Origin of the sequence: Streptomyces sp. NPDC014656, assembly GCF_043084305.1 — a bacterium.
Classification (GTDB): Bacteria; Actinomycetota; Actinomycetes; order Streptomycetales; family Streptomycetaceae; genus Streptomyces.
In genome coordinates this window covers 748,906-774,530 of the sequence record NZ_JBIBZN010000002.1, presented here as the reverse complement: position 1 = coordinate 774,530, position 25,625 = coordinate 748,906, and the positions used below count along the sequence as shown (strand labels likewise).

Annotated in this window: 29 protein-coding genes; 16 read left to right on the top strand and 13 right to left on the bottom strand. The window is 73.6% G+C overall.

Annotated elements, in window-relative coordinates; all coding sequences use genetic code 11:
* The first annotated feature begins 2 nt into the window (after window positions 1–2).
* The 3 genes from ACF1ED_RS07390 to ACF1ED_RS07380 all read left to right on the top strand — a co-directional run bounded on the left by ACF1ED_RS07390 (window position 3) and on the right by ACF1ED_RS07380 (window position 1,934).
* On the top strand, window positions 3–1,136 hold the full coding sequence (locus ACF1ED_RS07390; protein WP_391757470.1) for an alpha/beta fold hydrolase: 1,134 nt from the start codon (window positions 3–5) through the stop codon (window positions 1,134–1,136).
* Between the two features lie 10 nt (window positions 1,137–1,146).
* Window positions 1,147–1,647, top strand: coding sequence for a tRNA (adenosine(37)-N6)-threonylcarbamoyltransferase complex ATPase subunit type 1 TsaE (tsaE, locus tag ACF1ED_RS07385; protein ID WP_391757468.1), 501 nt, complete (start codon window positions 1,147–1,149; stop codon window positions 1,645–1,647).
* A gap of 110 nt (window positions 1,648–1,757) precedes the next feature.
* Window positions 1,758–1,934, top strand: a complete 177-nt coding sequence (locus ACF1ED_RS07380) for a hypothetical protein (RefSeq protein ID WP_391757466.1) — start codon at window positions 1,758–1,760, stop codon at window positions 1,932–1,934.
* Between the two features lie 68 nt (window positions 1,935–2,002).
* On the opposite strand, the gene ACF1ED_RS07375 is transcribed toward ACF1ED_RS07380, so the two are convergent.
* Window positions 2,003–2,545, bottom strand: a complete 543-nt coding sequence (locus ACF1ED_RS07375) for a hypothetical protein (RefSeq protein WP_391757531.1) — start codon at window positions 2,543–2,545, stop codon at window positions 2,003–2,005.
* 145 nt (window positions 2,546–2,690) lie between these two features.
* Here ACF1ED_RS07375 and tsaB point away from each other — a divergent pair, with 145 nt between their 5' ends.
* The 8 genes from tsaB (at window position 2,691) to ACF1ED_RS07335 (ending at window position 8,567) form a co-directional block, all read left to right on the top strand.
* Window positions 2,691–3,350, top strand: a complete 660-nt coding sequence (tsaB, locus tag ACF1ED_RS07370) for a tRNA (adenosine(37)-N6)-threonylcarbamoyltransferase complex dimerization subunit type 1 TsaB (RefSeq protein WP_391757464.1) — start codon at window positions 2,691–2,693, stop codon at window positions 3,348–3,350.
* A 38-nt stretch (window positions 3,351–3,388) separates the two neighbouring features.
* Window positions 3,389–3,850 carry a ribosomal protein S18-alanine N-acetyltransferase gene (gene rimI, locus ACF1ED_RS07365; RefSeq protein ID WP_391757529.1) on the top strand — a complete coding sequence of 154 codons (462 nt, stop codon included), beginning with the start codon at window positions 3,389–3,391 and terminating at the stop codon, window positions 3,848–3,850.
* The gene (tsaD, locus tag ACF1ED_RS07360) at window positions 3,850–4,950 is read left to right on the top strand and encodes a tRNA (adenosine(37)-N6)-threonylcarbamoyltransferase complex transferase subunit TsaD (RefSeq protein WP_391757462.1); all 1,101 of its coding nucleotides are present in this window, start codon (window positions 3,850–3,852) and stop codon (window positions 4,948–4,950) included. Before rimI ends, tsaD begins: the two co-directional genes overlap by 1 nt.
* Complete coding sequence (locus ACF1ED_RS07355) at window positions 4,947–5,207, top strand: hypothetical protein (RefSeq protein WP_391757460.1); 261 nt, start codon at window positions 4,947–4,949, stop codon at window positions 5,205–5,207. Before tsaD ends, ACF1ED_RS07355 begins: the two co-directional genes overlap by 4 nt.
* 55 nt (window positions 5,208–5,262) lie before the next feature.
* Window positions 5,263–6,132, top strand: coding sequence for a polysaccharide deacetylase family protein (locus ACF1ED_RS07350; protein ID WP_391757458.1), 870 nt, complete (start codon window positions 5,263–5,265; stop codon window positions 6,130–6,132).
* A 96-nt stretch (window positions 6,133–6,228) separates the two neighbouring features.
* Window positions 6,229–6,594, top strand: coding sequence for a YciI family protein (locus ACF1ED_RS07345; protein WP_391757456.1), 366 nt, complete (start codon window positions 6,229–6,231; stop codon window positions 6,592–6,594).
* Window positions 6,595–6,610: 16 nt separating this feature from the next.
* The gene (locus ACF1ED_RS07340) at window positions 6,611–7,894 is read left to right on the top strand and encodes an RNA polymerase sigma factor (RefSeq protein WP_391757454.1); all 1,284 of its coding nucleotides are present in this window, start codon (window positions 6,611–6,613) and stop codon (window positions 7,892–7,894) included.
* A 10-nt stretch (window positions 7,895–7,904) separates the two neighbouring features.
* A complete protein-coding gene (locus ACF1ED_RS07335; protein ID WP_391757452.1) occupies window positions 7,905–8,567 on the top strand; it encodes a hypothetical protein in 663 nt (220 codons plus the stop codon).
* Here ACF1ED_RS07335 and ACF1ED_RS07330 read toward each other — a convergent pair.
* The gene (locus ACF1ED_RS07330; RefSeq protein ID WP_391757450.1) at window positions 8,503–9,786 is read right to left on the bottom strand and encodes a methyltransferase domain-containing protein; all 1,284 of its coding nucleotides are present in this window, start codon (window positions 9,784–9,786) and stop codon (window positions 8,503–8,505) included. The genes ACF1ED_RS07335 and ACF1ED_RS07330 overlap by 65 nt on opposite strands.
* Before the next feature lie 28 nt (window positions 9,787–9,814).
* Between ACF1ED_RS07330 and ACF1ED_RS07325 the strand changes: the two genes are divergently transcribed.
* The gene (locus ACF1ED_RS07325; protein ID WP_391757448.1) at window positions 9,815–10,750 is read left to right on the top strand and encodes a polysaccharide deacetylase family protein; all 936 of its coding nucleotides are present in this window, start codon (window positions 9,815–9,817) and stop codon (window positions 10,748–10,750) included.
* Here the strand turns inward: ACF1ED_RS07325 and ACF1ED_RS07320 are convergent.
* Window positions 10,741–11,274, bottom strand: coding sequence for a hypothetical protein (locus ACF1ED_RS07320; RefSeq protein WP_391757446.1), 534 nt, complete (start codon window positions 11,272–11,274; stop codon window positions 10,741–10,743). The genes ACF1ED_RS07325 and ACF1ED_RS07320 overlap by 10 nt on opposite strands.
* 278 nt (window positions 11,275–11,552) lie before the next feature.
* Here ACF1ED_RS07320 and groES point away from each other — a divergent pair, with 278 nt between their 5' ends.
* Both groES and groL read left to right on the top strand, forming a co-directional pair.
* Window positions 11,553–11,861: a co-chaperone GroES gene (groES, locus tag ACF1ED_RS07315; protein ID WP_004955293.1), complete on the top strand. Its 309-nt coding sequence runs from the start codon at window positions 11,553–11,555 to the stop codon at window positions 11,859–11,861.
* Between the two features lie 108 nt (window positions 11,862–11,969).
* The gene (groL, locus tag ACF1ED_RS07310) at window positions 11,970–13,598 is read left to right on the top strand and encodes a chaperonin GroEL (RefSeq protein WP_391757444.1); all 1,629 of its coding nucleotides are present in this window, start codon (window positions 11,970–11,972) and stop codon (window positions 13,596–13,598) included.
* A 106-nt stretch (window positions 13,599–13,704) separates the two neighbouring features.
* Here the strand turns inward: groL and ACF1ED_RS07305 are convergent, their stop codons facing one another.
* The 6 genes from ACF1ED_RS07305 to ACF1ED_RS07280 all read right to left on the bottom strand — a co-directional run bounded on the left by ACF1ED_RS07305 (window position 13,705) and on the right by ACF1ED_RS07280 (window position 19,765).
* Window positions 13,705–14,412: an ester cyclase gene (locus ACF1ED_RS07305; protein WP_391757442.1), complete on the bottom strand. Its 708-nt coding sequence runs from the start codon at window positions 14,410–14,412 to the stop codon at window positions 13,705–13,707.
* Window positions 14,413–14,465: 53 nt separating this feature from the next.
* A complete protein-coding gene (locus ACF1ED_RS07300) occupies window positions 14,466–15,485 on the bottom strand; it encodes a hydroxyacid dehydrogenase (RefSeq protein WP_391757440.1) in 1,020 nt (339 codons plus the stop codon).
* Window positions 15,486–15,502: 17 nt separating this feature from the next.
* Complete coding sequence (locus ACF1ED_RS07295; protein WP_391757438.1) at window positions 15,503–16,351, bottom strand: carbohydrate ABC transporter permease; 849 nt, start codon at window positions 16,349–16,351, stop codon at window positions 15,503–15,505.
* Window positions 16,348–17,238, bottom strand: a complete 891-nt coding sequence (locus ACF1ED_RS07290; protein ID WP_391757436.1) for a carbohydrate ABC transporter permease — start codon at window positions 17,236–17,238, stop codon at window positions 16,348–16,350. Before ACF1ED_RS07290 ends, ACF1ED_RS07295 begins: the two co-directional genes overlap by 4 nt.
* A gap of 4 nt (window positions 17,239–17,242) precedes the next feature.
* Window positions 17,243–18,559 (bottom strand): ABC transporter substrate-binding protein, encoded by a 1,317-nt coding sequence (locus ACF1ED_RS07285; protein WP_391757434.1) that lies wholly within the window; start codon window positions 18,557–18,559, stop codon window positions 17,243–17,245.
* A 108-nt stretch (window positions 18,560–18,667) separates the two neighbouring features.
* Complete coding sequence (locus tag ACF1ED_RS07280) at window positions 18,668–19,765, bottom strand: substrate-binding domain-containing protein (protein WP_391757432.1); 1,098 nt, start codon at window positions 19,763–19,765, stop codon at window positions 18,668–18,670.
* 201 nt (window positions 19,766–19,966) lie between these two features.
* Here ACF1ED_RS07280 and ACF1ED_RS07275 point away from each other — a divergent pair, with 201 nt between their 5' ends.
* The gene (locus ACF1ED_RS07275; protein ID WP_391757430.1) at window positions 19,967–21,799 is read left to right on the top strand and encodes a DUF2264 domain-containing protein; all 1,833 of its coding nucleotides are present in this window, start codon (window positions 19,967–19,969) and stop codon (window positions 21,797–21,799) included.
* Here ACF1ED_RS07275 and ACF1ED_RS07270 read toward each other — a convergent pair.
* The 3 genes from ACF1ED_RS07270 to ACF1ED_RS07260 form a co-directional block, all read right to left on the bottom strand.
* On the bottom strand, window positions 21,735–22,163 hold the full coding sequence (locus ACF1ED_RS07270) for a hypothetical protein (RefSeq protein ID WP_391757428.1): 429 nt from the start codon (window positions 22,161–22,163) through the stop codon (window positions 21,735–21,737). The two genes, ACF1ED_RS07275 and ACF1ED_RS07270, sit on opposite strands and share 65 nt — an antisense overlap.
* Window positions 22,164–22,261: 98 nt before the next feature.
* Window positions 22,262–23,035 carry an SDR family NAD(P)-dependent oxidoreductase gene (locus ACF1ED_RS07265; RefSeq protein ID WP_391757426.1) on the bottom strand — a complete coding sequence of 258 codons (774 nt, stop codon included), beginning with the start codon at window positions 23,033–23,035 and terminating at the stop codon, window positions 22,262–22,264.
* Window positions 23,036–23,088: 53 nt separating this feature from the next.
* Window positions 23,089–23,775, bottom strand: coding sequence for an MOSC domain-containing protein (locus ACF1ED_RS07260; protein WP_391757424.1), 687 nt, complete (start codon window positions 23,773–23,775; stop codon window positions 23,089–23,091).
* Between the two features lie 90 nt (window positions 23,776–23,865).
* On the opposite strand from ACF1ED_RS07260, the gene ACF1ED_RS07255 reads away from it, so the two are divergent.
* Entirely contained in the window at window positions 23,866–24,765 is a 900-nt protein-coding gene (locus ACF1ED_RS07255; RefSeq protein ID WP_391757422.1) for a LysR family transcriptional regulator, read from the top strand.
* Window positions 24,766–24,951: 186 nt separating this feature from the next.
* Here the strand turns inward: ACF1ED_RS07255 and ACF1ED_RS07250 are convergent, their stop codons facing one another.
* On the bottom strand, window positions 24,952–25,323 hold the full coding sequence (locus tag ACF1ED_RS07250; protein WP_391757420.1) for a WhiB family transcriptional regulator: 372 nt from the start codon (window positions 25,321–25,323) through the stop codon (window positions 24,952–24,954).
* Between the last annotated feature and the right edge of the window lie 302 nt (window positions 25,324–25,625).

Genomic DNA, 25,625 nt, shown 5'->3' with positions numbered 1-25,625 from the left:
TCGTGGGGGAGACGACCGGGGGCGGCTGGCGGCGCGCGGGCTTCGCCGGGGCCGCGATAGGCGTGCTGGCCGCCGGAGCGGCGGCCGGAGTGGCCGTCGAACGGCTGACCGTCGGCCGCTCGGTACGCCGCAAGGCCCGGCTCGCCCTGGACTCCACCGGCCCCTACGGCACCCTGCGGGGCACCCCGGGACGGGCGCTCGCCGACGACGGCACGGCCCTGGCCTACGAGACGGACGAGGCCGACGGGACCGACGGGGCGGGCGGGACGGACGCGGGCGCCGGTCCCGTCACCGTCGTCTTCTCCCACGGCTTCTGCCTGAGCCAGGACTCCTGGCACTACCAGCGGGCCGCCCTGCGCGGCCGGGTCAGGACCGTCTCCTGGGACCAGCGCGGGCACGGCCGCTCCGCCCGCGGCGCCTCCCAGGCGGGGCCCGACGGGGTGCCCGTCACCATCGACCGGCTCGGCCGCGACCTGAGGGCCGTCATCGACGCCGCCGCGCCCGAGGGGCCGCTCGTCCTCGTCGGGCACTCGATGGGCGGGATGACGGTGATGGCGCTCGCCGAGCTGTACCCGGAGCTGGTCCGGGACCGGGTCGTCGGCATCGCCCTGATCGGCACTTCCTCGGGGCGCCTGGAGGAGGTCTCGTACGGGCTGCCGCTCACCGGGGTCAACGCGGTCCGCAAGGTCCTGCCGGGGGTGCTGCGGGCGCTCGGCTCGCAGGCGGAGCTCGTCGAGAAGGGGCGGCGGGCCACCGCGGACCTCTTCGCCGGGCTCGTGAAGAAGTACTCCTTCGCCTCGGCGGACGTCGACCCGGCCGTCGTCCGGTTCGCCGAGCGGATGATCGAGTCCGTCCCCGTCGACGTGGTCGCCGAGTTCTACCCGGCCTTCGGCGCGCACGACAAGCGGGCGGCCCTCGCCGCCTTCCGCGGCCTGCCGGCGCTGGCCCTCGTCGGCGACCAGGACCTCGTCACCCCCGCCGCGCACACCGAGGCCATCGCCGAGGCCCTGCCCGGCGCCGAACTGGTCGTCGTCCCCGACGCGGGCCACCTGGTGATGCTGGAGCGGCCCGAGGCCGTCACGGACGCGCTCGGCGCCCTGCTGGCCAGGGCCGGGGAGGGCCCGGACAACGGATAGGTTGGCGGGTATGGAAGCAGCGCACCCGTCCGTCTCCGGCGCCACCCTCTCCGTCGACTCCCCCGAGCAGATGGGGGAGCTGGGCCGCCGGCTCGCGAAACTCCTCCGCCCCGGCGACCTCGTCATGCTCACCGGCGAGCTGGGCGCCGGGAAGACCACGCTGACCCGCGGCCTCGGCGAGGGCCTGGGCGTGCGCGGCGCGGTCACCTCGCCGACCTTCGTCATCGCCCGCGTCCACCCCCCGCTCTCCGGCGGCCCGGCCCTGGTGCACGTGGACGCCTACCGGCTGGGCGGCGGCCTCGACGAGATGGAGGACCTGGACCTCGACGTCTCGCTGCCCGAGTCCGTGGTGGTCGTGGAGTGGGGCGACGGCAAGGTCGAGGAGCTGACCGACGACCGGCTGCACGTGCTGATCCACCGGGTGACCGGCGACACCGACGACGACCGGCGCACGGTCGTGCTGCGCGGGATCGGCGGACGCTGGGCCGGGGAGGACCTCGTCCTGCTGTGAACGTACGTAGGTTCCGACAGCATGTCGGGAAAATGTTGCGCCGTCGCTCCGCTCCGTGGTGACATGGAGGTACGAGCTGGTTAGGTGAACCTAACCTACGGGAGGCATGCATGGCGACGCAGATGCCGGAGCGCGACGACCGCCCCGCCGAGGAGCAGGTCTCGATGAGCGAACTGCTGGCCTCCTGCGCGGCGGCCAGCGCCGTCTCGACCCCGCCGAGACGCGACCTCGCGCCCGCCGCCAGGGAGCCGGAGCCGGAGGCGGACCTCAGGGATGAGGCCGCCTAGCCGCACCGGGGCGGCGCCCGTACCGGCGCCGCGTCACCCGTACCGGGGACGTCAGGGGCCCAGGGGCCTCAGGGGACGACGACGACCTTCGCGCCGATCGACGCGAAGGTCCACGTCGCGTCACCGTCCGCCCGCTTCATCCGGATGCCGCCGGTCTTCCTCGCCGGGTCGGCCGCGGGCATCGAGCCGTCCACGGCCGCGCTGAAGCCGATCGTCACGCCGTCCACCGTCGCGAAGCGGACCACGTGCTCGATCTGCACCCCGTCGGAGCCGCGCACCGAATTGGACCGGGAGGTCACCGCGTAGGCCCCCGGCTCCGGGCTCACCGAGCTCGGAGCCACCGTGAAGGTGCGGACCGCCTTGTTCTTCTCGTCGACCAGCCACACCCGGCGGTCCCCCAGCGCGTACACCACGCGCTCGCCCTTGCCCGAGGCCGCCGGGACCGTCAGCGGGTTCTTCACCGGCTTCTTCGCCCCGGCCGGCGCCGACGCCGAGGGAGCGACCGTGCCCGGGGTCCGGGGCTGCTCCGCGAGGTCCGCCGGCACGCTCGCCGACGCCTGGTAGGCGAGGAAGGCGACCACGGCGACGGCCGCCGCGGTGAGCCCGGCCACGAATCCCGAGCTGCTCCTTGCCACCGTCTCCACCTCTTCGTACGTACGTGCCGAGCCTGACGCGCTGTCGGGCCTGACGGTAGCAGCCGGGCCCCCGGAGGGCCGCGCGCCGCATCGCCCGCTCGTGGCGCCGTAGGCTGTTCGCGTGCTGTTGCTCGCCATGGATACCGCCACCCCCGCCGTCACCGTCGCCCTCCACGACGGCACGGCCGTCGTCGCCGAGTCGACCCGCGTCGACGCCCGCCGCCACGGGGAGCTGCTGCTCCCCGCCGTCGACCGGGTCCTCAAGGAGGCCGGCACCGCGCTCGACGCGGTGACCGGGATCGTGGTCGGGGTCGGCCCCGGCCCCTACACCGGCCTCAGGGTCGGACTCGTCACGGCCGCCGCCTTCTCCTCCGCCCTCGGCGGGGTGCCGGTGCACGGCCTGTGCACCCTCGACGGCCTCGCGTACGCCTCCGGCATCGAGGGCCCCTTCGCCGTGGCGACGGACGCCCGCCGCAAGGAGGTCTACTGGGCGCGGTACGACGACGCCCGCACCCGGGCCGGCGACGCCTCCGTCGACCGGCCCGCCGAGATCGCCGAGCGGCTCGCCGGGCTGCCGGTCGTCGGCGCGGGCGCCCTGCTCTACCCGGACGCCTTCCCCGACGCCCGCGGCCCCGAGCACCAGTCCGCCGGCGCGCTCGCCGCCCTCGCGGCGGAGCGGCTGGCCGCGGGCGGCGGGGGCTTCCTCGACCCGCGGCCGATGTACCTGCGGCGGCCCGACGCGCAGGTGCCGAAGAACTACAAGGTGGTCACCCCCACGTGAGCGGGGAAGCGGTGGCCGACGGCACCGTCCTGCGCGAGATGCGCTGGTGGGACCTGCCGGAGGTGCTCGCCCTGGAGGCGGAGCTGTTCCCCGAGGACGCCTGGTCGGAAGGGATGTTCTGGTCCGAGCTTGCGCACGCGCGCGGACCCCGGGCCACCCGGCGGTACGTCGTCGCCGAAGCCCCCTCCGGCGCGCTGGCGGGCTACGCGGGCCTCGCGGCGGCCGGCGGGCTCGGCGACGTGCAGACCATCGCCGTCGCCCGCTCGCAGTGGGGCACCGGGCTCGGCGCCCGGCTCCTCACCGACCTCCTCCAGCACGCCACGGCCTTCGAGTGCGACGAGGTCCTGCTCGAAGTGCGCGTGGACAACACCCGGGCGCAGAAGCTGTACGAGCGCTTCGGCTTCGAGCCCATCGGCTTCCGCCGCGGCTACTACCAGCCGGGCAACGTCGACGCGCTCGTGATGCGACTGACTGTTCAAGGAACTGGGACCGATATCTGATGGCTGCTGACGAACCCCTCGTGCTCGGCATCGAGACCTCCTGCGACGAGACCGGCGTCGGCATCGTCCACGGCACCACCCTGCTCGCCGACGCCGTGGCCTCCAGCGTCGACACCCACGCCCGCTTCGGCGGCGTCGTGCCCGAGATCGCCTCCCGGGCCCACCTGGAGGCGATGGTCCCGACGATCGAGCGGGCCCTGAAGACCGCCGGCGTCTCCGCGAAGGACCTCGACGGCATCGCGGTCACCGCGGGCCCCGGCCTCGCGGGCGCGCTGCTCGTCGGCGTCTCCGCCGCCAAGGCGTACGCCTACGCGCTGGGCAAGCCGCTCTACGGCGTCAACCACCTGGCCTCGCACATCTGCGTCGACCAGCTGGAGCACGGGCGGCTGCCCGAGCCGACGATGGCGCTGCTCGTCTCCGGCGGGCACTCCTCGCTGCTGCTCTCCGCCGACATCACCGCCGACGTGCGGCCGCTGGGCGCCACCATCGACGACGCGGCCGGCGAGGCCTTCGACAAGATCGCCCGCGTCCTCGACCTCGGCTTCCCCGGCGGCCCGGTCATCGACCGGCTCGCCAGGGAGGGCGACCCGGCCGCCATCGCCTTCCCGCGCGGCCTGAGCGGCGCCAAGGACCCGGCGTACGACTTCTCCTTCTCCGGCCTCAAGACCGCCGTGGCCCGCTGGATCGAGGCCAAGCGGGCGGCCGGCGAGGAGGTGCCGGTCCGGGACGTGGCCGCCTCCTTCCAGGAGGCCGTCGTCGACGTCCTCACCCGCAAGGCCGTCCGGGCCTGCAAGGACGAGGGCGTCGACCACCTGATGATCGGCGGCGGCGTCGCCGCCAACTCGCGGCTGCGGGCCCTCGCCCAGGAGCGCTGCGAGCGGGCCGGGATCCGGCTCCGGGTGCCCCGGCCGGGCCTGTGCACCGACAACGGCGCCATGGTCGCCGCGCTCGGCTCCGAGATGGTCGCCCGGGGCAGGGCCGCCTCCGACCTGGAGCTGTCGGCGGACTCCTCGCTGCCGGTGACCGACCCGCACGTCCCCGGACACACCCACGACCACGACCACGTGCACGAGATCAGCAAGGAGAACCTGTACTCGTGAGGGTCACGCTGATGTGGGAGGCCCGGGCCGTGCAGGGCCGGGGCCCCGAACTCCTGGAGTGGGCCCGGGCCGCGGCGCGGGTCCTGGCCCGCGAGCCGGCCCGCCGGGAGGTCTTCCGGGCCCCCCAGGACCGGGTCCTCGTGCTCACCTGGTGGGACGTGGACGCCCTCGACGCCGAGCTGCCCGAGCTGCCCGAGCCGGACGCCGCGCTGATCACCCGTCCGGTGCACCGCTGGCGCTTCGAATCGGTCGAATAGGCGAACAGTTCGGCTTTCGGGCAACCTTTCGACCGGATCGGGCATCCCACAGCCCGTGAAGAAGCAGATCGCGATGTGGGCGGCGCTGACCGCGGTGGCGCTCCTGATGACGGGCTGCACGGCCGAGACCCCGCCCCCGGCCCCGCGGCCGGCCCCCGCCGCCCCGGAGGAGGCCGGCCCCGAGGGGGCCGCCCCCGAGAGGGCCGCCGCCCCGAAGCCCGCCCGGGCCCCGGAGGCGGCCCGGGCCGCCGCGTACCGCAAGTGGGGGATCGAGCCGCTGGCCGCGCCGCCCGCCCCGCCCGCCGTCAAGCCGGTGAAGCGGACCCCCGGCGGCCCGGTCCCGGTGATCAGCGAGATCCCGACCGAGGACAAGGTCGTCTTCCTCACCATCGACGACGGGGCCGAGAAGGACCCCGAGTTCGTCCGCATGACGGCCGAGCTGGGCGTCCCCTTCACGATGTTCCTCACCGACTCGGTGATCAGCGGGAACTACGGCTACTTCGACCCGCTCGTCGCCCAGGGCCACGGCGTCGCCAACCACACCCTCACCCACCCGAACCTGCGCACCCTCTCCCCGGACGCCCAGCGCCGCGAGATCTGCGGCCAGCAGGAGAAGCTGCGCGAGCGCTACGGCACCGCCCCGCGCCTCTTCCGGCCCCCCTTCGGCAACTGGAACGAGGCCACCCGCGCCGCCGCCGGCACCTGCGGCGTCGACGCGATCGTCCTCTGGCGCGAGTCCATGCAGATCAAGAACATGCAGTACCAGCGCGGCGACCGGAAGCTCCACCCCGGCGACATCGTCCTCGCCCACTTCCGCGGCCCCGGCGAGCTCAAGGGCCGCACGATGACCGAGATGACCGCCACCCTGCTCCGCAAGATCCAGGAGCAGGGCTTCACGGTGGCCCGCCTGGAGGACTACGTCTAGAAGATTCTTCCGGCGCGGTGTCGATGCGGACCCGGCCCGTTCGACGTAGGAGTGGAAGGCGGGGAACGGCCCCGCCACCGCACCCCAGGAGTCACCATGCCCCGCTTCCTCGCCCTCGTCCGCATCGAGGAGAACGCCATCGACATGGAGAGCGCCGACCCCGGCTTCGAGGAGCGGATGGGCGCCCTCTTCGCGGAGATCACCAAGGCCGGCGTCATGGTGGACACCGCCGGCCTCCGGCCCACCGCCGAGTCCACCCGGATCACCTGGTCGGAAGGGAAGCTGTCCTTCACCGACGGCCCGTTCACCGAGACCAAGGAGGTCGTCGGTGGCTACGCGATGCTCCAGTGCAAGGACATGCCCGAGGCCGTCGAGTGGAGCAAGCGGTTCCTCGCCGTCCACCCGCCGCACTGGAGGGTCGGCCTGGAGGTCCGCGAGGTCGAGGAGGCGCCGGAGGGCTGAGCCCGCCTGTGCTGTCATGGGGACCGTGACGGTGGAGAGCACGCTGGAGACGGTCTTCCGGATGGAGTCGGCGCGGATCATCGCGACGGTGACGCGGGTCGTCCGGGACGTCGGCATCGCCGAGGAGATCGCCCAGGACGCCCTCGTCGCCGCCCTGGAGCAGTGGCCGCGGTCAGGGGTCCCGGACCGCCCGGGAGCCTGGCTGACGGCCACCGCCAAGCACCGCGCCGTCGACCTGGTGCGGCGCCGCGAGACGTACGCGCGCAAGCTCGCCGAGGTCGGCCGGTCCCTGCCGGAGGAGGCGTACGACCCCGAGCCCTCCGGCCCCGGCGACATCGACGACGACGTCCTGCGGCTGGTCTTCACCACCTGCCACCCGGTGCTCTCCGCCGAGGCCCGGGCGGCGCTCACCCTGCGGCTCGTCTGCGGGCTGCGCACCGACGAGGTCGCCCGCGCCTTCCTGGTCCCCGAGGCGACCGTCGCGGCCCGGATCACCCGCGCCAAACGGGCGCTCGCGAAGGCGGGCACGGAGTTCGAGGTGCCGTACGGGCCGGAGCGGGCGGCCCGGCTCGGCTCCGTCCTGGAGGTCGTCTACCTGGTCTTCAACGAGGGGTACGCGGCCACCGCCGGCGACGACCTGCTGCGCCCCGCGCTCTGCGAGGACGCGCTCCGGCTGGCCCGAGGCCTCGCCGCCCTGCTGCCGGACGAGAGCGAGACGCACGGCCTCGCCGCCCTCCTCGAATTCCAAGCCTCCCGGATCCCCGCCCGCACCGGCCCCGACGGGCACCCGGTGCTCCTCGCCGACCAGGACCGGCGGCGCTGGAACCGGCTGCTCGTCCGGCGCGGCTACGACGCCCTCGCCCGGGCCTGGGGGTCCCCCCGGACGGAGTCCGGGGGAGGACGCGACCACGGCCCGTACGCCCTCCAGGCCGCCGTCGCCGCCTGCCACGCGCGGGCCGCCTCGTACGAGGAGACGGACTGGGCGGTGATCGCCGGACTGTACGGGCGGCTGATGGAGCGGGCCCCGTCCCCGGTGGTCGAGCTGAACCGCGCGGTGGCCGTCTCGATGACCGAGGGACCGGCCGCCGCCCTCGCCCTCGTCGACGCCCTCGCCGCCGAACCCTCCCTGGCCCGCTACCACTTGCTCCCGAGCGTCCGCGGCGACCTGCTGGCCCGGCTGGGCCGCGTCGCCGAGGCGCGGGCGGAGTTCGGCCGGGCGGCGGAGCTGACGCGCAACGAGCGCGAGCGGGCGCTGCTGCGCGCCCGGGCGGCCGAACTCCCGTCCGGAAAGGCGCCGTAGGCTGCTCGGCATGGCCCCGCACACGACCCTGCCCCCGCCGCCCCCGCCCGCCGAGCTGCGGAGCTGGCCCGACCGGGAGGCCCTCCTCGCCGACCGGGCGCTGGCGCTGGAGGTCCTGCGGCGCCGGCTGCTCGGGGGCGGCCGGTTCGCGCTGTTCGCCGGGGCGGTGCTGGTGCTCCAGCTGGGCTGGGGCATGGTCGGGGTGACGCTCGTCGACCTCGGCGGCACGATCTACGACCCGCTCGCCTTCTTCCTCGGGCTGATCGTCTCCGTCCTCGGCCTCGGGGTGCTGGTGCCGGGCGTCTGGCTGGCCGTGCGCGGGGTGCGCCGCGACCGCGAGGCGCGGGAACGGCTCCTCCGCTGGGTGGCCCTGGACCGGCACCCGCCGACGGACGCGCGGCTGCGCGCGCCCGTCCTGAGCGTCTGCTGGATGGTGCTCTCCGCCGCCCTGTGCGGCCTCGGGCTGTGGCTGGGCTTCGCGGTGCCGGCCGGGGCGGACCCGGCGGAGGGACGCGGGCCGGTCGCGTACGGCATGGGCGTCGCGCTCATCTTCTGGATCAACGGCCTGATCGGGCTCTTCAAGGCCGTCGGGCACTACCGGATGGCGATCAGGATCGCTCCGCCCGCACCGGGTGGCCGATCAGCATCGTCGGAGCCCCCGCGACACGGGTGAGCAGGACCGTGGCCGCGTTCGGGCCCTTCGGCCGCACCTTCCGCCGGACCTCCTCGGGCTCCACGGCCGAACCGCGCTTCTTCACCGTCAGGTTGCCGACCTCGCGCTCGCGCAGCAGGGCCTTCAGCTTCTTGAGGTTGAAGGGGAGCACGTCGGTGATCTCGTAGGCGGAGGCGTACGGGGTGGGGACGAGGGCGTCCGCGGTGACGTAGGCGATCGTCTCGTCGACCAGGCCGCCGGACAGCTCCTCGGCGAGCTCGGCGACCAGGTGGGCGCGGATGACGGCGCCGTCCGGCTCGTACAGGTACCGGCCGACCGGGCGGACCGCCGGGTCGGGCAGGCCCCGGCCGGTGAGGCTCGCGCCGGAGGGCAGCAGGGTGGCGCGGCGCGCGCCCGGCTCCGTGCCGAACCACAGCACCGCCTCCTTCACGTCGCCGCCGTCCGAGATCCACTCCGCCTCGGCCTCGGCGGGGACGGTCTCGTGGGGGATGCCGGGGGCGATCTTCAGGGCGGCCCGCGGGGCCTTGCGGGCGGCCCCGACCGCCCAGGAGAGCGGCGGCGAGTACGCCTCGGGGTCGAAGATCCGGCCCCGGCCGCCGCGCCGCGCGGGATCCACGAAGACGGCGTCGTACGGGGCGGTGTCGATCTCGGTGACGTCGGCGCAGCGGACCTCGATCAGGTCCGCGAGGCCCAGCGCGGCGGCGTTGGCGCGGGCGACCTCGGCGGTGAGCGGGTCCCGGTCGACGGCGAGGACGGAGATGCCGGCGCGGGCGAGCGCCAGGGCGTCGCCGCCGATGCCCGAGCAGAGGTCGGCGACGCTGCCCACGCCGAGCTCCTTGAGCCGGGCGGCGCGGTAGGAGCCGACCGCGGCCCGGGTGGACTGCTCGACGCCGTTCGGCGTGAAGTACATGCGGTACGCGTCCTCCGCGCCGAACTTCGCCGCCGCGCGCTGCCGCAGCCGGGCCTGCCCGAGGGCGGCCGAGACCAGCTCGGCGGGGTGGTCGCGGCGCAGCCGGGAGGCGACCGCCAGTTCCCGGGCGGGGTCGTAGTCGCGCAGGGCGGCGAGGAGGGTCTGGCCCTCGGGGGCGAGCAGGGCGGTGAAGGCGGCGAGGTCGGTCACCGTCCCATTCTCCCTGTGGGCCGGGTGGGGGACGGTGGGGCCGGTACGGCGGTGTCGCGGCCGGAGGGGGCGGGTCGCGCTGACAGGATGCGGCGCCATAACGGTCGTACGACAAAAGGAAGAAATGATGGCAAAGGGTCGTTCCCGCCGTCTGCTGGGGGCCGCGCTCCTCGTCGCCGCCCTCACCTCCACCGCGGCCTGCGCGGGCGGCTCCGCGCCCGGCTCCTCCGGCGCCCCCGCCCCCGCCGCGGGCCAGCAGGCCCCCGCCAAGACCGCCGCCCAGCTGGCCCGCGAGAAGGCCCAGCTGGCCCGCGAGAAGAAGGCCGCGCTGGCGAAGCAGCGGGCCGCCCGGGCCGCCGTCGCCAAGAAGTGGGGGCTCAGGCTCACCCCCCTCGAAGCCCCCGCCCCGCCGGCGACCAAGCCGAAGATCACCACCCGGAAGGGCTTCGAGACCGACGGCGAGGGCCTCCCGCCCGTCTTCACCACCGTCCCCACCAAGGAGAAGGTCGTCTTCCTGACGATCGACGACGGCGCCGAGAAGGACCCCGAGCTCATCCGCATGATGAGCGAGCTGAAGATCCCGTACAGCGCCTTCCTCAGCGACTACGTGGTCAGCGACGACTACCCCTACTTCGCGAAGATGCAGAAGTCCCAGCCGCGCGGGGTCGCCCTCCACAACCACACCCTGAACCACAAGTACCTGCCCGGGCTCTCCTACGCGCGCCAGAAGCGCGAGATCTGCGGGATGCAGGACGTCATCGAGAAGAAGTACGGCAAGCGCCCCGAGCTCTTCCGGCCGCCGTACGGCAACTACAACGAGGACACCCTGCGGGCCGCGAAGTCCTGCGGCGTCAAGGCCGTCCCGCTCTGGGCCTCCGAGGCCTTCCCCGACCACATGGAGTGGCGCGAGTGGGACCGCGACCTGCACCCCGGCGACATCGTCCTCACTCACTTCCGCGGCGAGGAGGACTGGAAGGGCAGCATGCCCGACATGATCCGCCGGGTGATGAACGTGATCACGTCCAAGGGCTACGCGGTCGCCAAGCTGGAGGACTACGTATGAGCCGGCTGCGACCGCTCCTCGTCGCCGCCCTGCTCCTCGGCCTCACCGGCTGCGCCTCCGCCGTCGACCCGCTCGAACGCCTCGGCCGCAAGGCGGTGGAACGGGTGGGCGACCACGGGACGGGGGACGGGGAGCAGGTGCGCGCGGGCCGTCCCCGGGGCTGAGGCCCCGGGGACGGGGGGCCGAAGAGGCCCGGAGCCGGCCCCGCGCGCCGCGTCCCCGGCCGCGGAGGTCAGCGCGAGGCCGGCGAGCAGGACCGCCGCGACGATCTGCGTACCGCCGGCCCAGAACCACCCCCCGCGCCACAACGGCGGACCAGAGGCGGCGACCGGCGCCGCGAGCGCCACGAACCACCAGGGCGACGGCACCCCTCCGGAGCGCGCCCCGAGGGGGAGCCCCATCCCCAGCGCCGACAGGAGCAGGATCCCCAGCGCCAGGGCGTCGAGCACGAGCAGCAGGACGGCGACGCCGAGATCGAGACCGACGGGGGGCGGGGAGGAGCGGGGCGCTCGGGAGGACGTCATCCCCGCACCTTCGTACGGAACCCCGGACTCCGCTCGCGCGTTCCCCGGATCGAGACCGGAACGCGGCGCCGCCGAGCCCTCCGGGGGGCGCCACGGGGTGAGGAATTGGCACTCCGCTTGACCGAGTGCTAATCGCGGTCATAGTCTCGGCTCTGGCACTCCCCACGGGAGAGTGCCAACGCAGCGACAGGCAGGTCCGGCACCCGCGACGACGGATCCGGCCGGTCGCGGCCCCAGACAGTTAACCCCGCGAGATCTCCGAAGGGGGAGGTCGGATCGTGACGACCGCCAGCTCCAAGGTTGCCATCAAGCCGCTTGAGGACCGCATCGTGGTCCAGCCGCTCGACGCCGAGCAGACCACGGCCTCCGGCCTGGTCATCCCGGACACCGCGAAGGAGAAGCCCCAGGAGGGCGCCGTCCTCGCCGTGGGCCCGGGCCGCTTCGAGAACGGCGAGCGCCTGCCGCTCGACGTGAAGGTCGGCGACGTCGTGCTCTACAGCAAGTACGGCGGCACCGAGGTCAAGTACAACGGCGACGAGTACCTCGTCCTCTCGGCCCGCGACGTGCTCGCGATCATCGAGAAGTAAGAGAACGCCGTACGTGCATCGAGCTGCGCCCCTGACCCCCTGATTGCATGGGCGTCCAGGGGCGCAGTTTTTTTCAGAAACGATTTCCGAGAGGGCTGAACCGCTCCCATGGCGAAGATCCTGAAGTTCGACGAGGACGCCCGTCGCGCCCTTGAGCGCGGCGTCAACAAGCTTGCCGACACGGTGAAGGTGACGATCGGCCCCAAGGGCCGCAACGTCGTCATCGACAAGAAGTTCGGCGCCCCCACCATCACCAACGACGGTGTCACGATCGCCCGCGAGGTCGAGATCGAGGACCCGTACGAGAACCTCGGCGCCCAGCTCGTCAAGGAGGTGGCGACCAAGACCAACGACATCGCGGGTGACGGCACCACCACCGCCACCGTGCTCGCCCAGGCGCTCGTCCGCGAGGGTCTGCGCAACGTCGCCGCCGGTGCCTCCCCGGCCTCCCTGAAGAAGGGCATCGACGCCGCGGTCAAGGCCGTCTCCGACGAGCTGCTCGCCACCGCGCGCCCGATCGACGACAAGTCGGACATCGCCGCCGTCGCCGCCCTCTCCGCCCAGGACCAGCAGGTCGGCGAGCTCATCGCCGAGGCCATGGACAAGGTCGGCAAGGACGGTGTCATCACCGTCGAGGAGTCCAACACCTTCGGCCTGGAGCTCGACTTCACCGAGGGCATGGCCTTCGACAAGGGCTACCTGTCCCCGTACATGGTGACCGACCAGGAGCGCATGGAGGCCGTCCTCGACGACCCGTACATCCTGATCCACCAGGGCAAGATCTCCTCCATCCAGGACCTGCTGCCCCTCCTGGAGAAGGTCATCCAGTCCGGTGGCTCCAAGCCGCTGCTGATCATCGCCGAGGACGTCGAGGGCGAGGCGCTCTCCACCCTCGTCGTCAACAAGATCCGCGGCACCTTCAACGCGGTGGCCGTCAAGGCCCCCGGCTTCGGCGACCGCCGCAAGGCGATGCTCGGCGACATGGCCACCCTCACCGGTGCCACCGTCATCGCCGAGGAGGTCGGCCTCAAGCTCGACCAGGCCGGTCTCGACGTGCTGGGCACCGCCCGCCGCGTGACCATCTCCAAGGACGACACCACCATCGTCGACGGTGGCGGCAACTCCGAGGACGTCGCGGGCCGCGTCGCCCAGATCAAGGCCGAGATCGAGTCCACGGACTCCGACTGGGACCGCGAGAAGCTCCAGGAGCGCCTCGCGAAGCTGGCCGGCGGCGTGTGCGTGATCAAGGTCGGCGCCGCCACCGAGGTGGAGCTGAAGGAGAAGAAGCACCGTCTGGAGGACGCCATCTCCGCGACCCGCGCCGCGGTCGAGGAGGGCATCGTCTCCGGTGGTGGCTCCGCGCTCGTCCACGCCGTCAAGGTCCTGGAGGGCAACCTCGGCAAGACCGGCGACGAGGCCACCGGTGTCGCCGTCGTGCGCCGCGCCGCCGTCGAGCCGCTGCGCTGGATCGCCGAGAACGCCGGCCTGGAGGGTTACGTCATCACCTCCAAGGTCGCCGAGCTCGACAAGGGCCAGGGCTTCAACGCCGCCACCGGCGAGTACGGCGACCTGGTCAAGGCCGGCGTCATCGACCCGGTGAAGGTCACCCGCTCCGCCCTGGAGAACGCCGCCTCCATCGCCTCCCTGCTCCTCACCACCGAGACCCTCGTGGTGGAGAAGAAGGAGGAGGAGCCGGCGGACCACGGCCACGGCCACGGCCACGGTCACTCCCACTGACCTCCGAGGTCCCGACGTCCTGACCGACGTCACGAGGCCCGGTGCTCCCGTCGCGGGAGCACCGGGCCTCGCCCGTTTCCCAGGGGTCCGCCTGCTCCTGGACCCCTCAGGCCCCCTGGGCCTCGACCGCGCCGAGCTGTCCCATCAGCCCGAGCAGGTCGTACTGCCACCAGCCCTCGGCGATCTTCCCGTCGTCGCGGAAGCGGTGGATGGTGGTCCCGGTCATGGTGACCTCCATCCCCGTCGGCTGGAGGCCCATGAAGTCCCCGACGTGGGACCCCCTCCAGGTCCACCGGGTGCACACGCGGTCGCCGTCCGCGATCTGGTCGTCGACGGCGAAGGCGAAGTCGAAGCCCTTGCGCCACTCGTCCACCTCGCGCCGGACCGCGTCCAGCCCGATGGCGTCCTGCGGCTTCGCCGGATCGTGGTCGTGGTAGCCCTCGGCCAGCAGGGTGTCGAGCAGTGCCAGGTCCGAGCCGTCCGCGAGCCGCTCGAACACCTGCCGCGCGTTCGTCTTGTACAGCGCCTCGTCCCGGACCACGTCCAGGTCGGTGAAGGTCGGCATCTCGTCGCAGAGGGCGACCAGCTCCCGGAAGATCCGGTCGGTCTCCGGCAGCTGCGAGTTGCGCATGGCCACGTCGTACGAGGGGAACTCGACGATCTCCACGACGTGCGAGGCGTCGGACCGGTCGGTCCCGACGACGCTGTGGGTGGCGGTCCGTTTCCCCCGGGTCTGCTCGACCCACCGGTCCATGAGCCGGTTGAGCTCCTCGACCCGGCTCGTCCTGCAATCGATGATCTGCACGAAGGTCATGGCCGCCTCCGACCGGGCGAAGCCGCGGATGGACCCCTCCAGTCTAGGCCGCCCTAGGCCGAGTGCGTCAGGTCGGCGGCCCTGACCTCCTCGGCGAAGGGCTCGCCGCGGGTGTAGCGGGCGACCTCGTCCAGGGCCTGGTCGGTCATCCGGTGCAGCTCGTTGCCGAGGGAGCCGGCGATGTGGGGGGTGAGGAGGACGTTCGGGAGGCTGTAGAGGGGGGAGTCCGGCGGCGGGAGTTCGGGGTCGGTCACGTCGAGGACCGCGTGCAGGCGGCCCGAGGTGAGGTGGGGGAGCAGGGCGTCCTCGTCGATCAGGGAGCCCCGGGAGGTGTTGATCAGGGTGGCGCCGTCGGGCAGGGCGGCGAGCTGACGGGCCCCGATCATCCGGTACGTGGACGGGAGTTGGGGCGCGTGCACGGAGACGACCGAGCTGCGGGAGCAGAGTTCGTCCAGGCCGGCGAGGACCGCGCCCGGCGGGGGAGCGGTCAGGTACGGGTCGTACAGCAGCACCTCGACGTCGAAGGGGCGCAGGAGTTCGACGACCCGGCGGCCGATGCGGGAGGCGCCGACGATGCCGACCGTGCGGCGGTAGTTGCCCCAGGCGGCGGACTCGGCGAGCCAGGCGTGGTCGGCGCGGAGTTCGGCGTACCGCTGGGCCGAGCGCAGCACCCGCTTCCCGGCGAAGAGGATCGCGGCGAGGGTGTACTCGGCGACCGGGAGCGCGTTGGCGGCGGCGGCGCTGGTGACCCTGAGGCCGCGCTCCCAGCAGGCGTCGGTGATGTGGTGCTTGACCGAGCCGGCCGCGTGCACGACCGCCCGCAGCCGGGGGGCGCGGGCCAGCACCTGGGGGGTGAGCGGGGTGGCGCCCCAGCAGGTGAGGAGGAGTTCGGCCTCGGCGAGGGCGGCGGCGGTGCGCGGATCGGGGTCGGCCAGGTCGTGGGCGACCAGGTGCGGGTCGGTGCGGGTGAGGGCGGCGAGGCGGGTGCGGTGGACGTCGGTGAGGAGGCGGCCGGCGACGCCGGGGCCCATCGCGAGCAGGAGGGAAGGGCGGCTGTCGGTGGTCGGGTGCATGGTGGGACCTGTGCTCCTCACTTGACGCTGCCGGCGGTCAGGCCGGCCTTCCAGTGGCGCTGGAGCGAGACGAAGGCGACGACGAGGGGGACGACGGCGAGCAGCGAGCCCGTGACGACGAGGGGGTAGTAGTCCGGTTCCGCGTGGGCGTTGCTGTTCCACGCGTAGAGGCCGAGGCTCAGCGGGAAGAGCTTCTGGTCCGAGAGCATCACCAGGGGGAGGAAGAAGTTGTTCCAGACGGCGGTGAACTGGAAGAGGAAGACGGTCACGAAGCCCGGCATGACCGTGCGCAGGCCGATCGACCAGAAGACGCGCAGCTCGCCGGCGCCGTCGATCCGGGCGGCCTCCAGGGCCTCGTCGGGGACGTAGGCGGCGCACAGCACCCGGGACAGGTAGACCCCGAAGGGGTTGACGAGGACCGGGAGGAGCACGGCGGCGTAGGTGTTGACGATGCCGAGCTCGCTGGCCAGCAGGTACATCGGCAGGGCGAGCGCGGTGGTGGGGACGAGGACGCCGAGGAGGACCAGGCCGAACAGCTTCTCCTTGCCCCGGAAGTCGTAGACGTGGAAGGCGTATCCGGCGGCGACGCTGATCAGCGCGCAGGCGGCGGCGCCGACGCCGGCGTAGAGGAGGCTGTTGAGGTACCAGCGGAAGTAGACGCCGTCGTTGTACTCGGCGAGCCGGGCGAGGTTGCCGCCGAGGTCGAAGCCCTCGAAGGAGAAGGCGTCGCCCGCGAGGAGGCCGCCGGCGTCCTTGGTGGCGGCGGTGACCAGCCAGACGAGCGGGAAGAGCATGTAGCAGGTGGCGAGGAGGAGGACGCCGTTGACGGCGGTCTTCGACAGCCAGCGGGAGCGGGGGGTGCTCATGCGGTCCGCTCCTTCCGGCCGCCCGCCAGGCGGGTCACCGCGAAGGAGAGCAGCGCGGCCGTCAGGGCCAGCAGGATCGAGGCGGCGGCGGCCAGTCCGTAGTCGTTGCGGTCGAAGGCGGCGGAGTACGCGTACATGTTCGGCGTCCAGGTGGAGGTGACGGCGGAGCCCGTGCCCCTGCTGAGGATCAGAGGCTCGGTGAAGAGCTGGAGGGAGCCGATGACGGTGAAGAGGCCGACCATCGCCAGGGAGCCGCGGAGCAGCGGGATCTTGACGGCGAAGGCGGTGCGCCAGGCGCCGGCGCCGTCGACGGTGGCGGCTTCGAGGACCGAGCGGTCGATGGCCTGGAGGGCGGCGTAGAAGATGATCAGGTTGTAGCCGAGCCATTCCCACAGGGCGATGTTCACCACGGAGGGCAGGGCGCCCTCGGGGGAGAAGAAGTCGAAGCCGATCCCGCCGGCCTCCATCGCCCGGACCACCGGGCTGAGCTGGGGCGTGTAGAGGTAGACCCAGATCAGGGCCGCGATGATGCCGGGCACGGCGTGCGGCAGGAAGAGCGCGAGCTGGAAGAAGCGGCGGGCGCGGGCGAGGGCGCTGTCGAGGAGCAGGGCGAGGCCGAGGGCGCCGCCGAGCAGCAGCGGGAGGTAGAGCAGGCAGTAGCCGAGCAGCACGCCGAAGCCCTCGCGGAAGGCCCGGTCACCCAGTGCCGCGGCGTAGTTGCCGAGGCCGGCGAAGACGGTCTCGGAGCCGCCGAAGCCCAGTCCGGACTGCTTCTCGGTGAAGAGGCTGAGCCAGACCGCGTATCCGATCGGCACCACCAGCACCGCGGTGAAGAGCAGGAAGAACGGGGTCAGCAGGAGTGCCGCGGCACGGGTGCGGGCCTTCACGTGCTCAGCCCTCGACCTTCAGGCCGCGCTTGGTGAGCTCGGCGACGGTGGCGTCGTGTCCGGCCTTCACGGCGTCGGCGAGGGTGGGGCCGCCGGGGGCGACGGCGCCGAAGCGGTCCTTGATCGCGGTGTTGGTGGTGCCGGTGCTGGGGCCCCAGGACCACTGGGGGGTGATGGAGGCGCCGGCCGTCTCGAAGAGGGCGTAGATGTCCTGGCCGCCGTAGTAGCCCGCGTCGAAGGCCTTCTTGGCGGCGGGGCGCAGGGCGGTGGCGGCGGGGAAGGCGCTGGAGGTGCCCGAGGCGATGCGGGCCTCGACGCCCTCCTCGGTGGTGGCCATCCACTTCGCGAACTCGACGGCGGCCGCCTTCTTCGCGCTGCCCTTGGTCACGGCGAAGGTGGAGCCGCCGAGCATGCCGGAGGCGGGCTTGCCGTCCCAGCTGGGCACGGGGGCGACGGCCCACTTGCCGGCCTGTTCGGGGAGGGTGCCCTTGAGGACGCCGGCGCCCCAGGAGGCGCCGAGGTAGCCGAGGGTGGTGCCGTTCTTGAGGGAGCCGGTCCACTCGGGGCTGAAGGAGGCGTTCTTGTGGACGAGCCCGTCGTCGAGGAGGCCCTGCCAGTAGGCGGTGACCTTGGTGGTGGCCGGGTCGGTGGTGTCGATCTTCCAGGTGTCGTCCTCGGCCTTGAACCACTGGGCGCCGGCCTGCCAGGCCATCGCCTCGAAGGTGGTGGGGTCGTCGGGGAAGAAGGTGGCGATGCGGGCCTTGCCGTCGGCCTCCTTCACCTGCTCGGCGGCCTTCCTGAAGGCGTCCCAGGTGGTGGGGACCTCGATCTTGTGCTTCTCGAAGAGGTCCTTGCGGTAGTAGAAGGCCTGCGGGGCGGCGTCGAAGGGGACGGCCCAGGTCTTTCCGCCGAGGGTGGTGAGTTCGACGGCCTGGGGGAGGAGCTTCGCCCGGTCGGCCTCGGTGAAGGCGTCGCCGATGTCCTGGAGGGCGCCGGAGGAGACGAACTCGGGGAGCGAGGGGTACTCGATGGAGACGAGGTCGGGGGCGTTGCCCGCCTTCACCGCGTTGGAGATCTTGGCGTAGCCGCCGGCGTTGCCGGAGGGGATCTCCTCGTAGGTCACCTTGATGTCGGTGTGGGAGGCGTTGAAGGCGTCGACGACGTCCTTGGAGCCCTTGGCCCAGCCCCAGAAGGTGATCGTGACCGGCTTGCCGCCGGCGGAATCGGTGTCGTCACCGCCCCCGCCGCAGGCCGTGAGGACGGCGAGGGCGGTGGCGGTGCCGGCTATGACGCGGGACGTTCTGCTCCAACTGAGGCTCACGGCACGGCTCCTGATCGGCGGCGCGGACGGGGTTGGCCGTGATCCTGGGACCGTTCCTGAACGAAGTCAAGAGCGAAAGATTGAATGAGCGAAAAAAGATCAGATCGATCAGGAGAGGGGCGCCGGCCGGGAGGCCCCGCAGGACGCCCGGACCCGCAGCCGGGGCAGCAGGCTCACGTGTCGGCTCGCCTCCTCCCCGCCCCCGCCCCCGGTCAGCCGCTCCACCAGCAGTTCCGTGGCGTGCCTGCCCACCTGCCGCTTCGGCGGGGCGACCGCCGTCAGCGGGATGTCGGCCAGCGCGGCGACCTCGTCGTCGTACGCGATCAGGGCGAGGTCCTGCGGGACCCGCACCCCGAGCGGGGCGAGCCGCTGCACGATCTCGATGGCGTCCACGTCGTTGTGGACGAGCGCCGCGCTCGCCAGGCCCGAGCGGACCGCCTCGTACAGCGCCCGCACCACCCGCTCGAAGCCCTCCGGGTCCGCCTCGGCCGGCACCGAGTCGATGACCGGCAGCGGCTGCTCCAGGCCCAGCACCGCCAGCGCCTCCGCGTATCCGGCGCGCACCGCGAGCGCGGTCGGCGAGTCCCCGCGGGCCACGAGCAGCGGGGTCGCGTGACCGAGCCCGAGCAGGTGGCGCAGGGCGAGCAGCACCCCGTGGGCGTGGTCGGAGGAGACCCGGTCGAGGCCGTCGAGCGGACCGCCCGGTTCGGCCCGCCGCTCCAGCAGGACGGCGGGCACGGGGAGTTCCGCCAGCCAGTCGCCGTACGCGAGCCGGTCCCCGGGGCCGCGCCAGCCCGGCGCCACCAGCACTCCCTCGGCGCCGGCCGCCAGCAGCCCCTCGGTGCGGGCCCGGTCCTCCTCGGGGCGGTAGTCCGAGATCCGCAGCACCAGCCGGGCGCCCGCCCGGGCCGCCGCCTCGTGCGCGCCCCGGATGACCTCGGCGAAGTAGTAGGTGGCGGAGGGCGCGAGCAGGCCGAGGACCAGGCCCTCGCCGGCGCCGGGTCCCGGGCCGGTCTGTCCGCGGGGCCACGAGACCTGGCCGTGCACCCGGTCGAGCAGGCCCTGGGAGGCCAGCGCCTCGGCGTCGCGGCGGGCGGTGACGGGGGAGACCCCCAGCAGGCCGGCCAGTTCGGCGACGCGGACGGTGCCGCGCTCGCGCACCAGGTCCAGCAGTCGGGCGTGTCGTTCGGCGGCACTCTCGCGCACGTGCGGTTCCCCCTCGCGGTGGTGGTGGTTCCCCGACCTTAGATGAAGCTGATCGAACGGCGGGAGTTTCGATCATTCGATCCGAATCTCTTGACGTTTCGATCGGGCCCCGCCGAGGATTCCGGACGACGCCGGTGCCGGTGCCGGCGCCGACGCAGCTGTCGAGGGGGTGCCGAAGCGCCCCGGAGCCCAGGGAGCATCATGCCCACCCCGCCCGAGGACCGTGGGCTCAGCCCGCACACCGGCTGGACCCGCGCCCACTGGGAGGACGCCGCCGACCGGCTCCTCCTCGCCGTCCGCCCCCACGCCTCCCCGCACGGCGGCCTCATCGGCCTCCCCGGCCCCCGCCCCAGCTGGTCGGGCCCCCGCTCCGACGGCCTGGAGGGCTTCGCCCGTACGTTCCTCCTCGCCGCCCTCCGCGTCGCCGGCGCCCGCGGCGCCGACCCGCACGGCCACCTCGACCGGTACGCCGCCGGACTCGCCGCGGGCACCCGGACGCCGGGACGGCGGGACGCCGAGTCCTGGCCCCTGATGGCCGACACCCGCCAGGCCGTCGTCGAGTCCGCCTCGATCGCCCTCGGCCTCCGCCTCACCCGCCCCTGGCTCTGGGACCGCCTCGACGACCGCGTCCGCCGGCGCCTCGCCGACTGGCTGCTGCCCGCCCTCGGCCCGTCCCCCGTCGACAACAACTGGTGGCTCTTCGGCCTCACCGTCGCCGGCTTCCTCCAGGACGCCGGGATCGAGACCGACCGCGCCGCCGCCACGGCCGCCCGCTCCCTCGCCCGCGTCGAGGACTGGTACCTCGGCGACGGCTGGTACAGCGACGGCGACAACCGCGCCTTCGACCACTACAACTCCTGGGCCCTGCACCTCTACCCTGTCCTCCACGCCCACCTCGCCGGCGACCGCGCGCTCCTCGACCGGTACGGCCCGAGGCTCCGCGCCCACCTCGACGACCACGTCCACCTCTTCGACGCGAACGGCGCCCCCGTCCCGTACGGGCGCTCCCTGATCTACCGCTTCGCCGCGGCCGCCGCCCCCTGGCTCGGCACCCTCACCGGCCACACCCCGCTCACCCCCGGCGCCACCCGCCGCCTCGCCTCCGGGAGCCTGCGGTACTTCCTCGACCGCGGCGCCACCGACCACCGCGGCCTGCTCACCCTCGGCTGGCACGGCCCCCATCCGCCGCTCGTCCAGGAGTACTCGGGCCCGGGATCCCCCTACTGGGCCGCCAAGGGCTTCCTCGGCCTGCTGCTCCCCCCGGGCCACCCCGCCTGGACCGACCCCGAGGAACCCCTCCCGGCCGAACGCGCCGACACCGCCCGCCCCTTCGGCCCCACCGGCCTCCTCGTCCAGACCACCGCCGCCGACGGCCTCGTCCGCCTCCACAACCACGGCAGCAACCACGTCGCCGCCGGCGGCCCCGACGGCGACGACCCCGGCTACGCCCGCTTCGCCTACGCCACCCGCACGGGCCCCACCACCGGCCCCGACCCGGCCGACAACCACTTCGCGCTGCTCGCGCCCGACGGCACGGCCAGCCGGCGCGGCCCCGCCGAACCGCTCGCCACCGGCCCCGACCGGGCCGTCTCCGCGCACACCCCGCTCCCCGGCGTCCGGGTCGTCTCCACCACCCTCGTGCACGGCCGCGCCGAACTCCGCGTCCACCTCGTCCTGGACGCCCCGGAGGGGACCCCCGTACGGCAGACCGGCTGGGCCGTCGCCGAAGGACCGGACGCGCCGGTCTCCCAGCTCCACCCGGTCCACGGCTACGGCCCCGAGGTCACCGCCCTGCCCACCGGGGCCACCCTCCAGGGCCCGGCCCCGACCCGCACCCCCGCCGTCCACGGCACCACCCGCGGCCCCGTCTCGCTCTTCGCGGCACTCGCCTCGCTCACCGGCGAACCCGGTCCCGCACCGGCCGCGGCCCTCGCGGAGGTCAGGGTCACCGGCGGGACCGCGCTGCACGTCACGTGGTGGGACGGTGCCTCCGCGCGCGTCGACGCGGCACCCGCCGGTCCGACCACCGGGTGACCAGCGCCTGCACCACCATGGTGGCGGCGAGGGAGCCGGCCGCGACCATGAAGACGCCGATCACGTAGAGGCCGCTGCCGTCGTCCGACCAGTCGTAGAACGCGGCGAGCGCGAGCCCGGCCGAGGTGCCGAGCGCGCCGGCCGCGCCGTGACCCCGCACCGCCATCCACGCCACCGGCAGCAGCAGGGTCAGCGCCAGCCCGACGACCTGCCAGGTCTCGTACGGCCCCGTCTCCGAGCCGTCCGGGTGCACGTCGCGCTTCTGGTCCCAGCCCAGCCAGGCGGCCCAGGCCGCGATCGCGAGCAGGCCCGTCACCACACCGGCCAGGTTCTGGGAGAGCTTGCGCAGAAGAATTCGGTCCATGCGCTGAGATTCGGCCATCCGGCCGCGCCCGCACAGGGACGGCGTACTCACCTCTTCCTGAGTACCGCCTCCACCGGGGCATCCCCGAGTACCAGTCCCTACTGGGGCCCGTACCTGCGCCCCGCCTTCGACGACACCCCGCCGAGCAGCGCGCGCGGCGCCAGCTTCACCACGCCCATCAGGGCCTTGTAGCGCGGGTCCGGGATCGACAGCGTCTTCCCGCGCGCCAGGTCCGACAGGGCCGCCGCCACCAGCTTGTCCGCGTCGAGCCACATCCAGCCCGGGATGTTGTCCGTGCCCATCCCGGCCCGCTCGTGGAACTCCGTGCGCACGAAGCCCGGACAGAGCGCCATCAGCCGCACCCCGCTGCCCGCGAGGTCCCGGGCCGCGCCCTGGGTGAACTGCACGACCCACGCCTTCGAGGCGCCGTAGGTGCCGCGCGGGACGAAGGCCGCCACCGAGGCGACGTTCACCACCCCGCCCCGCCCGCGCTCCTTCATCGCGGCCGCCGCGGCCGAGGTCAGCCGGAGCACCGCCTCGCAGTGCACGGTCAGCATCTTCAGCTCGTCGGCCATCGACACGTCGAGGAAGCGGCCCTTGTTGCCGAAGCCCGCGTTGTTCACCAGCAGGTCGACCGGACGGCGCGGGTCGGAGAGCCGGGCCTCGACCGCCGCGATCCCCTCCTCTCCGGAGAGGTCCGCGGCGAGCACCTCGGCCTCCACCCCGTGCCGGTCGTGCAGCTCGGTGGCCTGCTCCCGAAGGCGCTTCAGGTCCCGCGCCACCAGGACGACGTCATGCCCGTCGGCCGCCAGCCTGCGCGCGAAGGCGGCCCCGATGCCGGCGGTGGCTCCCGTGATCAGTGCAGTGGTCATACCGGAACCGTAGTGCCCGGCGGCGCGCCGCCGGGCCCCCGTACGGCCGGGGTTCAGCCGCTGTACTCGTCCGCGTACCGACGGGCCAGCGCGAGCAGTCCGGACTCCATCCACTCCGCGGCCACCAGCGTCCCGGGCAGCAGCTCCCGCTCGGTGGTCGCCGCGCGGTGCAGGTGGGCGACGGTGACCGTGTGGTCCGGGCGGTGCACGACCGTGACGGGGTCGCCGGCCCGCACCTCGCCCGGCTCGATCACCCGCAGCAGCGCGCCCGGCCCGGCCTGTGCCCGGGTGAACCGCCGCACCCAGCCCTTCGCGTCGGCGCCCCGCTCCTCCAGATGGCCCTGGAAGGTGCGGCAGGGGATCCGGCCGCCGGTGACCTCCAGGACCACCGTCCCGCCGATCCGCCAGCGCTCGCCGATCAGCGCCCCGTTCACGTCCAGGCCGCTCGTGGTCAGGTTCTCGCCGAAGGAGCCGTTCGCCAGCTTCCGGCCCAGCTCCCGCTCCCAGAGGTCCAGGTCCTCGCGGGCGAAGGCGTAGACCGCCCGGTCCGCGCCCCCGTGGAAGCGCAGGTCGCACACGTCGTCCCCGGCGACGCCGCTCGCCCCGACGCCGTTCGCCCCGGGGGACTCGACCCGCACCGGGCCGTCGACGGGCCGCTTGTCGATGCCCGTCGTCCCCGAGGCGGAGTCGGTGTAGCCGACGCTCTTCGCCCGGCCCGCGTTCACACTCAGCAAGGTCATGGGGGCAGCGTAGGCGGGCCCGTGCCGGGCCACCTCAAAGATTTGATCGAACATTCGCTGCCGCACCCAAGTGTCACTTATGCTCGCACCATGATCGAGGCACGCCACCTGCGCGTCCTGCGCGCCGTCGCCGCCACCGGCTCCTTCTCCGCCGCCGCGCGCGAACTGGGCTGCACCCAGCCCGCCGTCAGCCAGCAGATGAAGGCCCTGGAGAGCTCGGCCGGCACCCCGCTGCTCATCCGCACGGGCCGCGAGATGCGCCTCACCCAGGCCGGCGAGGTCCTCGTCCGGCACGCGGCCGGCATCCTCGCCGGACTCACCGCCGCCGAGGAGGAGGTCGCCGCCATCGCCGGACTGCGGGCCGGCCGCGTCCGCCTGGTCTCCTTCCCCAGCGGCAGCTCCACCCTCGTCCCCACCGCGCTCGCCGCCCTGCGCGCCGCCCACCCCGGCACCCGGGTCTCCCTCGTCGAGGCCGAACCGCCCCGCTCCGTGGAGATGCTCCGCGAGGGCGACTGCGACATCGCCCTCGCCTTCCGGTACGGGGCGGGCCAGACGCCCGGCGAATGGGACGACCTGGTGGTCCGCCCGCTCCTCACCGACCGGCTCGTCGGCCTGGTCCCCGAGGCGCACCCGCTGGCCGGCGCCGGCTCGGTGGGCATCGCCGAACTGGCCGGGGACTCCTGGATCGCCGGCTGCCCCCGCTGCCGCCGCCAGCTGGTCGACGTCTGCGAGGAGGCCGGCTTCGCCCCGCGCATCGACTTCGCCACCGACGACTACCCGGCGGTGGTGGGCCTGGTGGGCGCGGGCCTGGGCGTGGCCGTCCTGCCGGAGCTGGCCATCGAGTCCGTACGGCCCAAGGGGGCGCGGACCGTGGCCGTCGAGCCCGCCGTGGAGCGGGAGATCGTCGCGCTGACCCTGCCGGACCTGGCCCAGGTCCCGGCGGTCGCGGCCACCCTTGACGAGCTGACCCGGGCCGCCACGCGCGCGTAGGGCTCTCCGGGCGCCACGCGCGCGTGGCGCGGGGGCCCCGGGTCCGTGCCGGTCCTCGCCGGCCCGGGCCGTGCCCTGCCCGCCCGGGTCGTGTCCTCACGGGCTCGGGCCGTGTCCTCGGGGCCCGGGCCGGATCCGTCGGCTCATCGGATCAGGCGAGCCCCCGGCTCACGGGGAAACGTTCCTTCACATATGCCCCACGATCGAGCGACCGGCGGACGCCGCCGTGGCCGCCGCGCGTCCGGCGGCCGCCGTCGCGGGGGCCGCCGTGATCAGCCGGTTGCGCGCTCGTCCCATGAGTTCTTCGCGTTCGTCCTCGGTGAGGCCGCCCCAGACGCCGTAGGGCTCCCGCACGGCGAGTGCGTGTGCCGCGCACTGCGCGCGGACCGGGCACCGCATGCAGACCTCTTTCGCCGAGTTCTCACGCGCACTCCGTGCCGCGCCGCGCTCTCCCTCGGGGTGGAAGAACAGGGAGCTGTCGACCCCGCGGCAGGCCGCGAGCAGTTGCCAGTCCCACAGATCGGCGTTGGGTCCGGGAAGGCGGGAGAAATCTGCCATTGCGCTAGTCCCCTTGAAACCGTGTCGAAACGGGTGGGTTGGGTGGGCGGTCGTTCGCTGCCCGTCCGGGGTTCCTCGGGCCCCGGTGGGTCCGGATGTGCCTGACTACTGTCGAAGTAGATGTAAATATGACTCATTGCGAATCTAGCCACAGACACCGCGAAAAGGGAAGAAAACCCGCTAAATGGGGCATAGCTTCTGGTGATGGACACACGACCTGCGACGCTCTTCTCCGTGCACGGCCCCTCACAAGGAGTGCCGAAGGTCTCGTCCGACCCGTAACTCTTTCGAGTGACCATCGT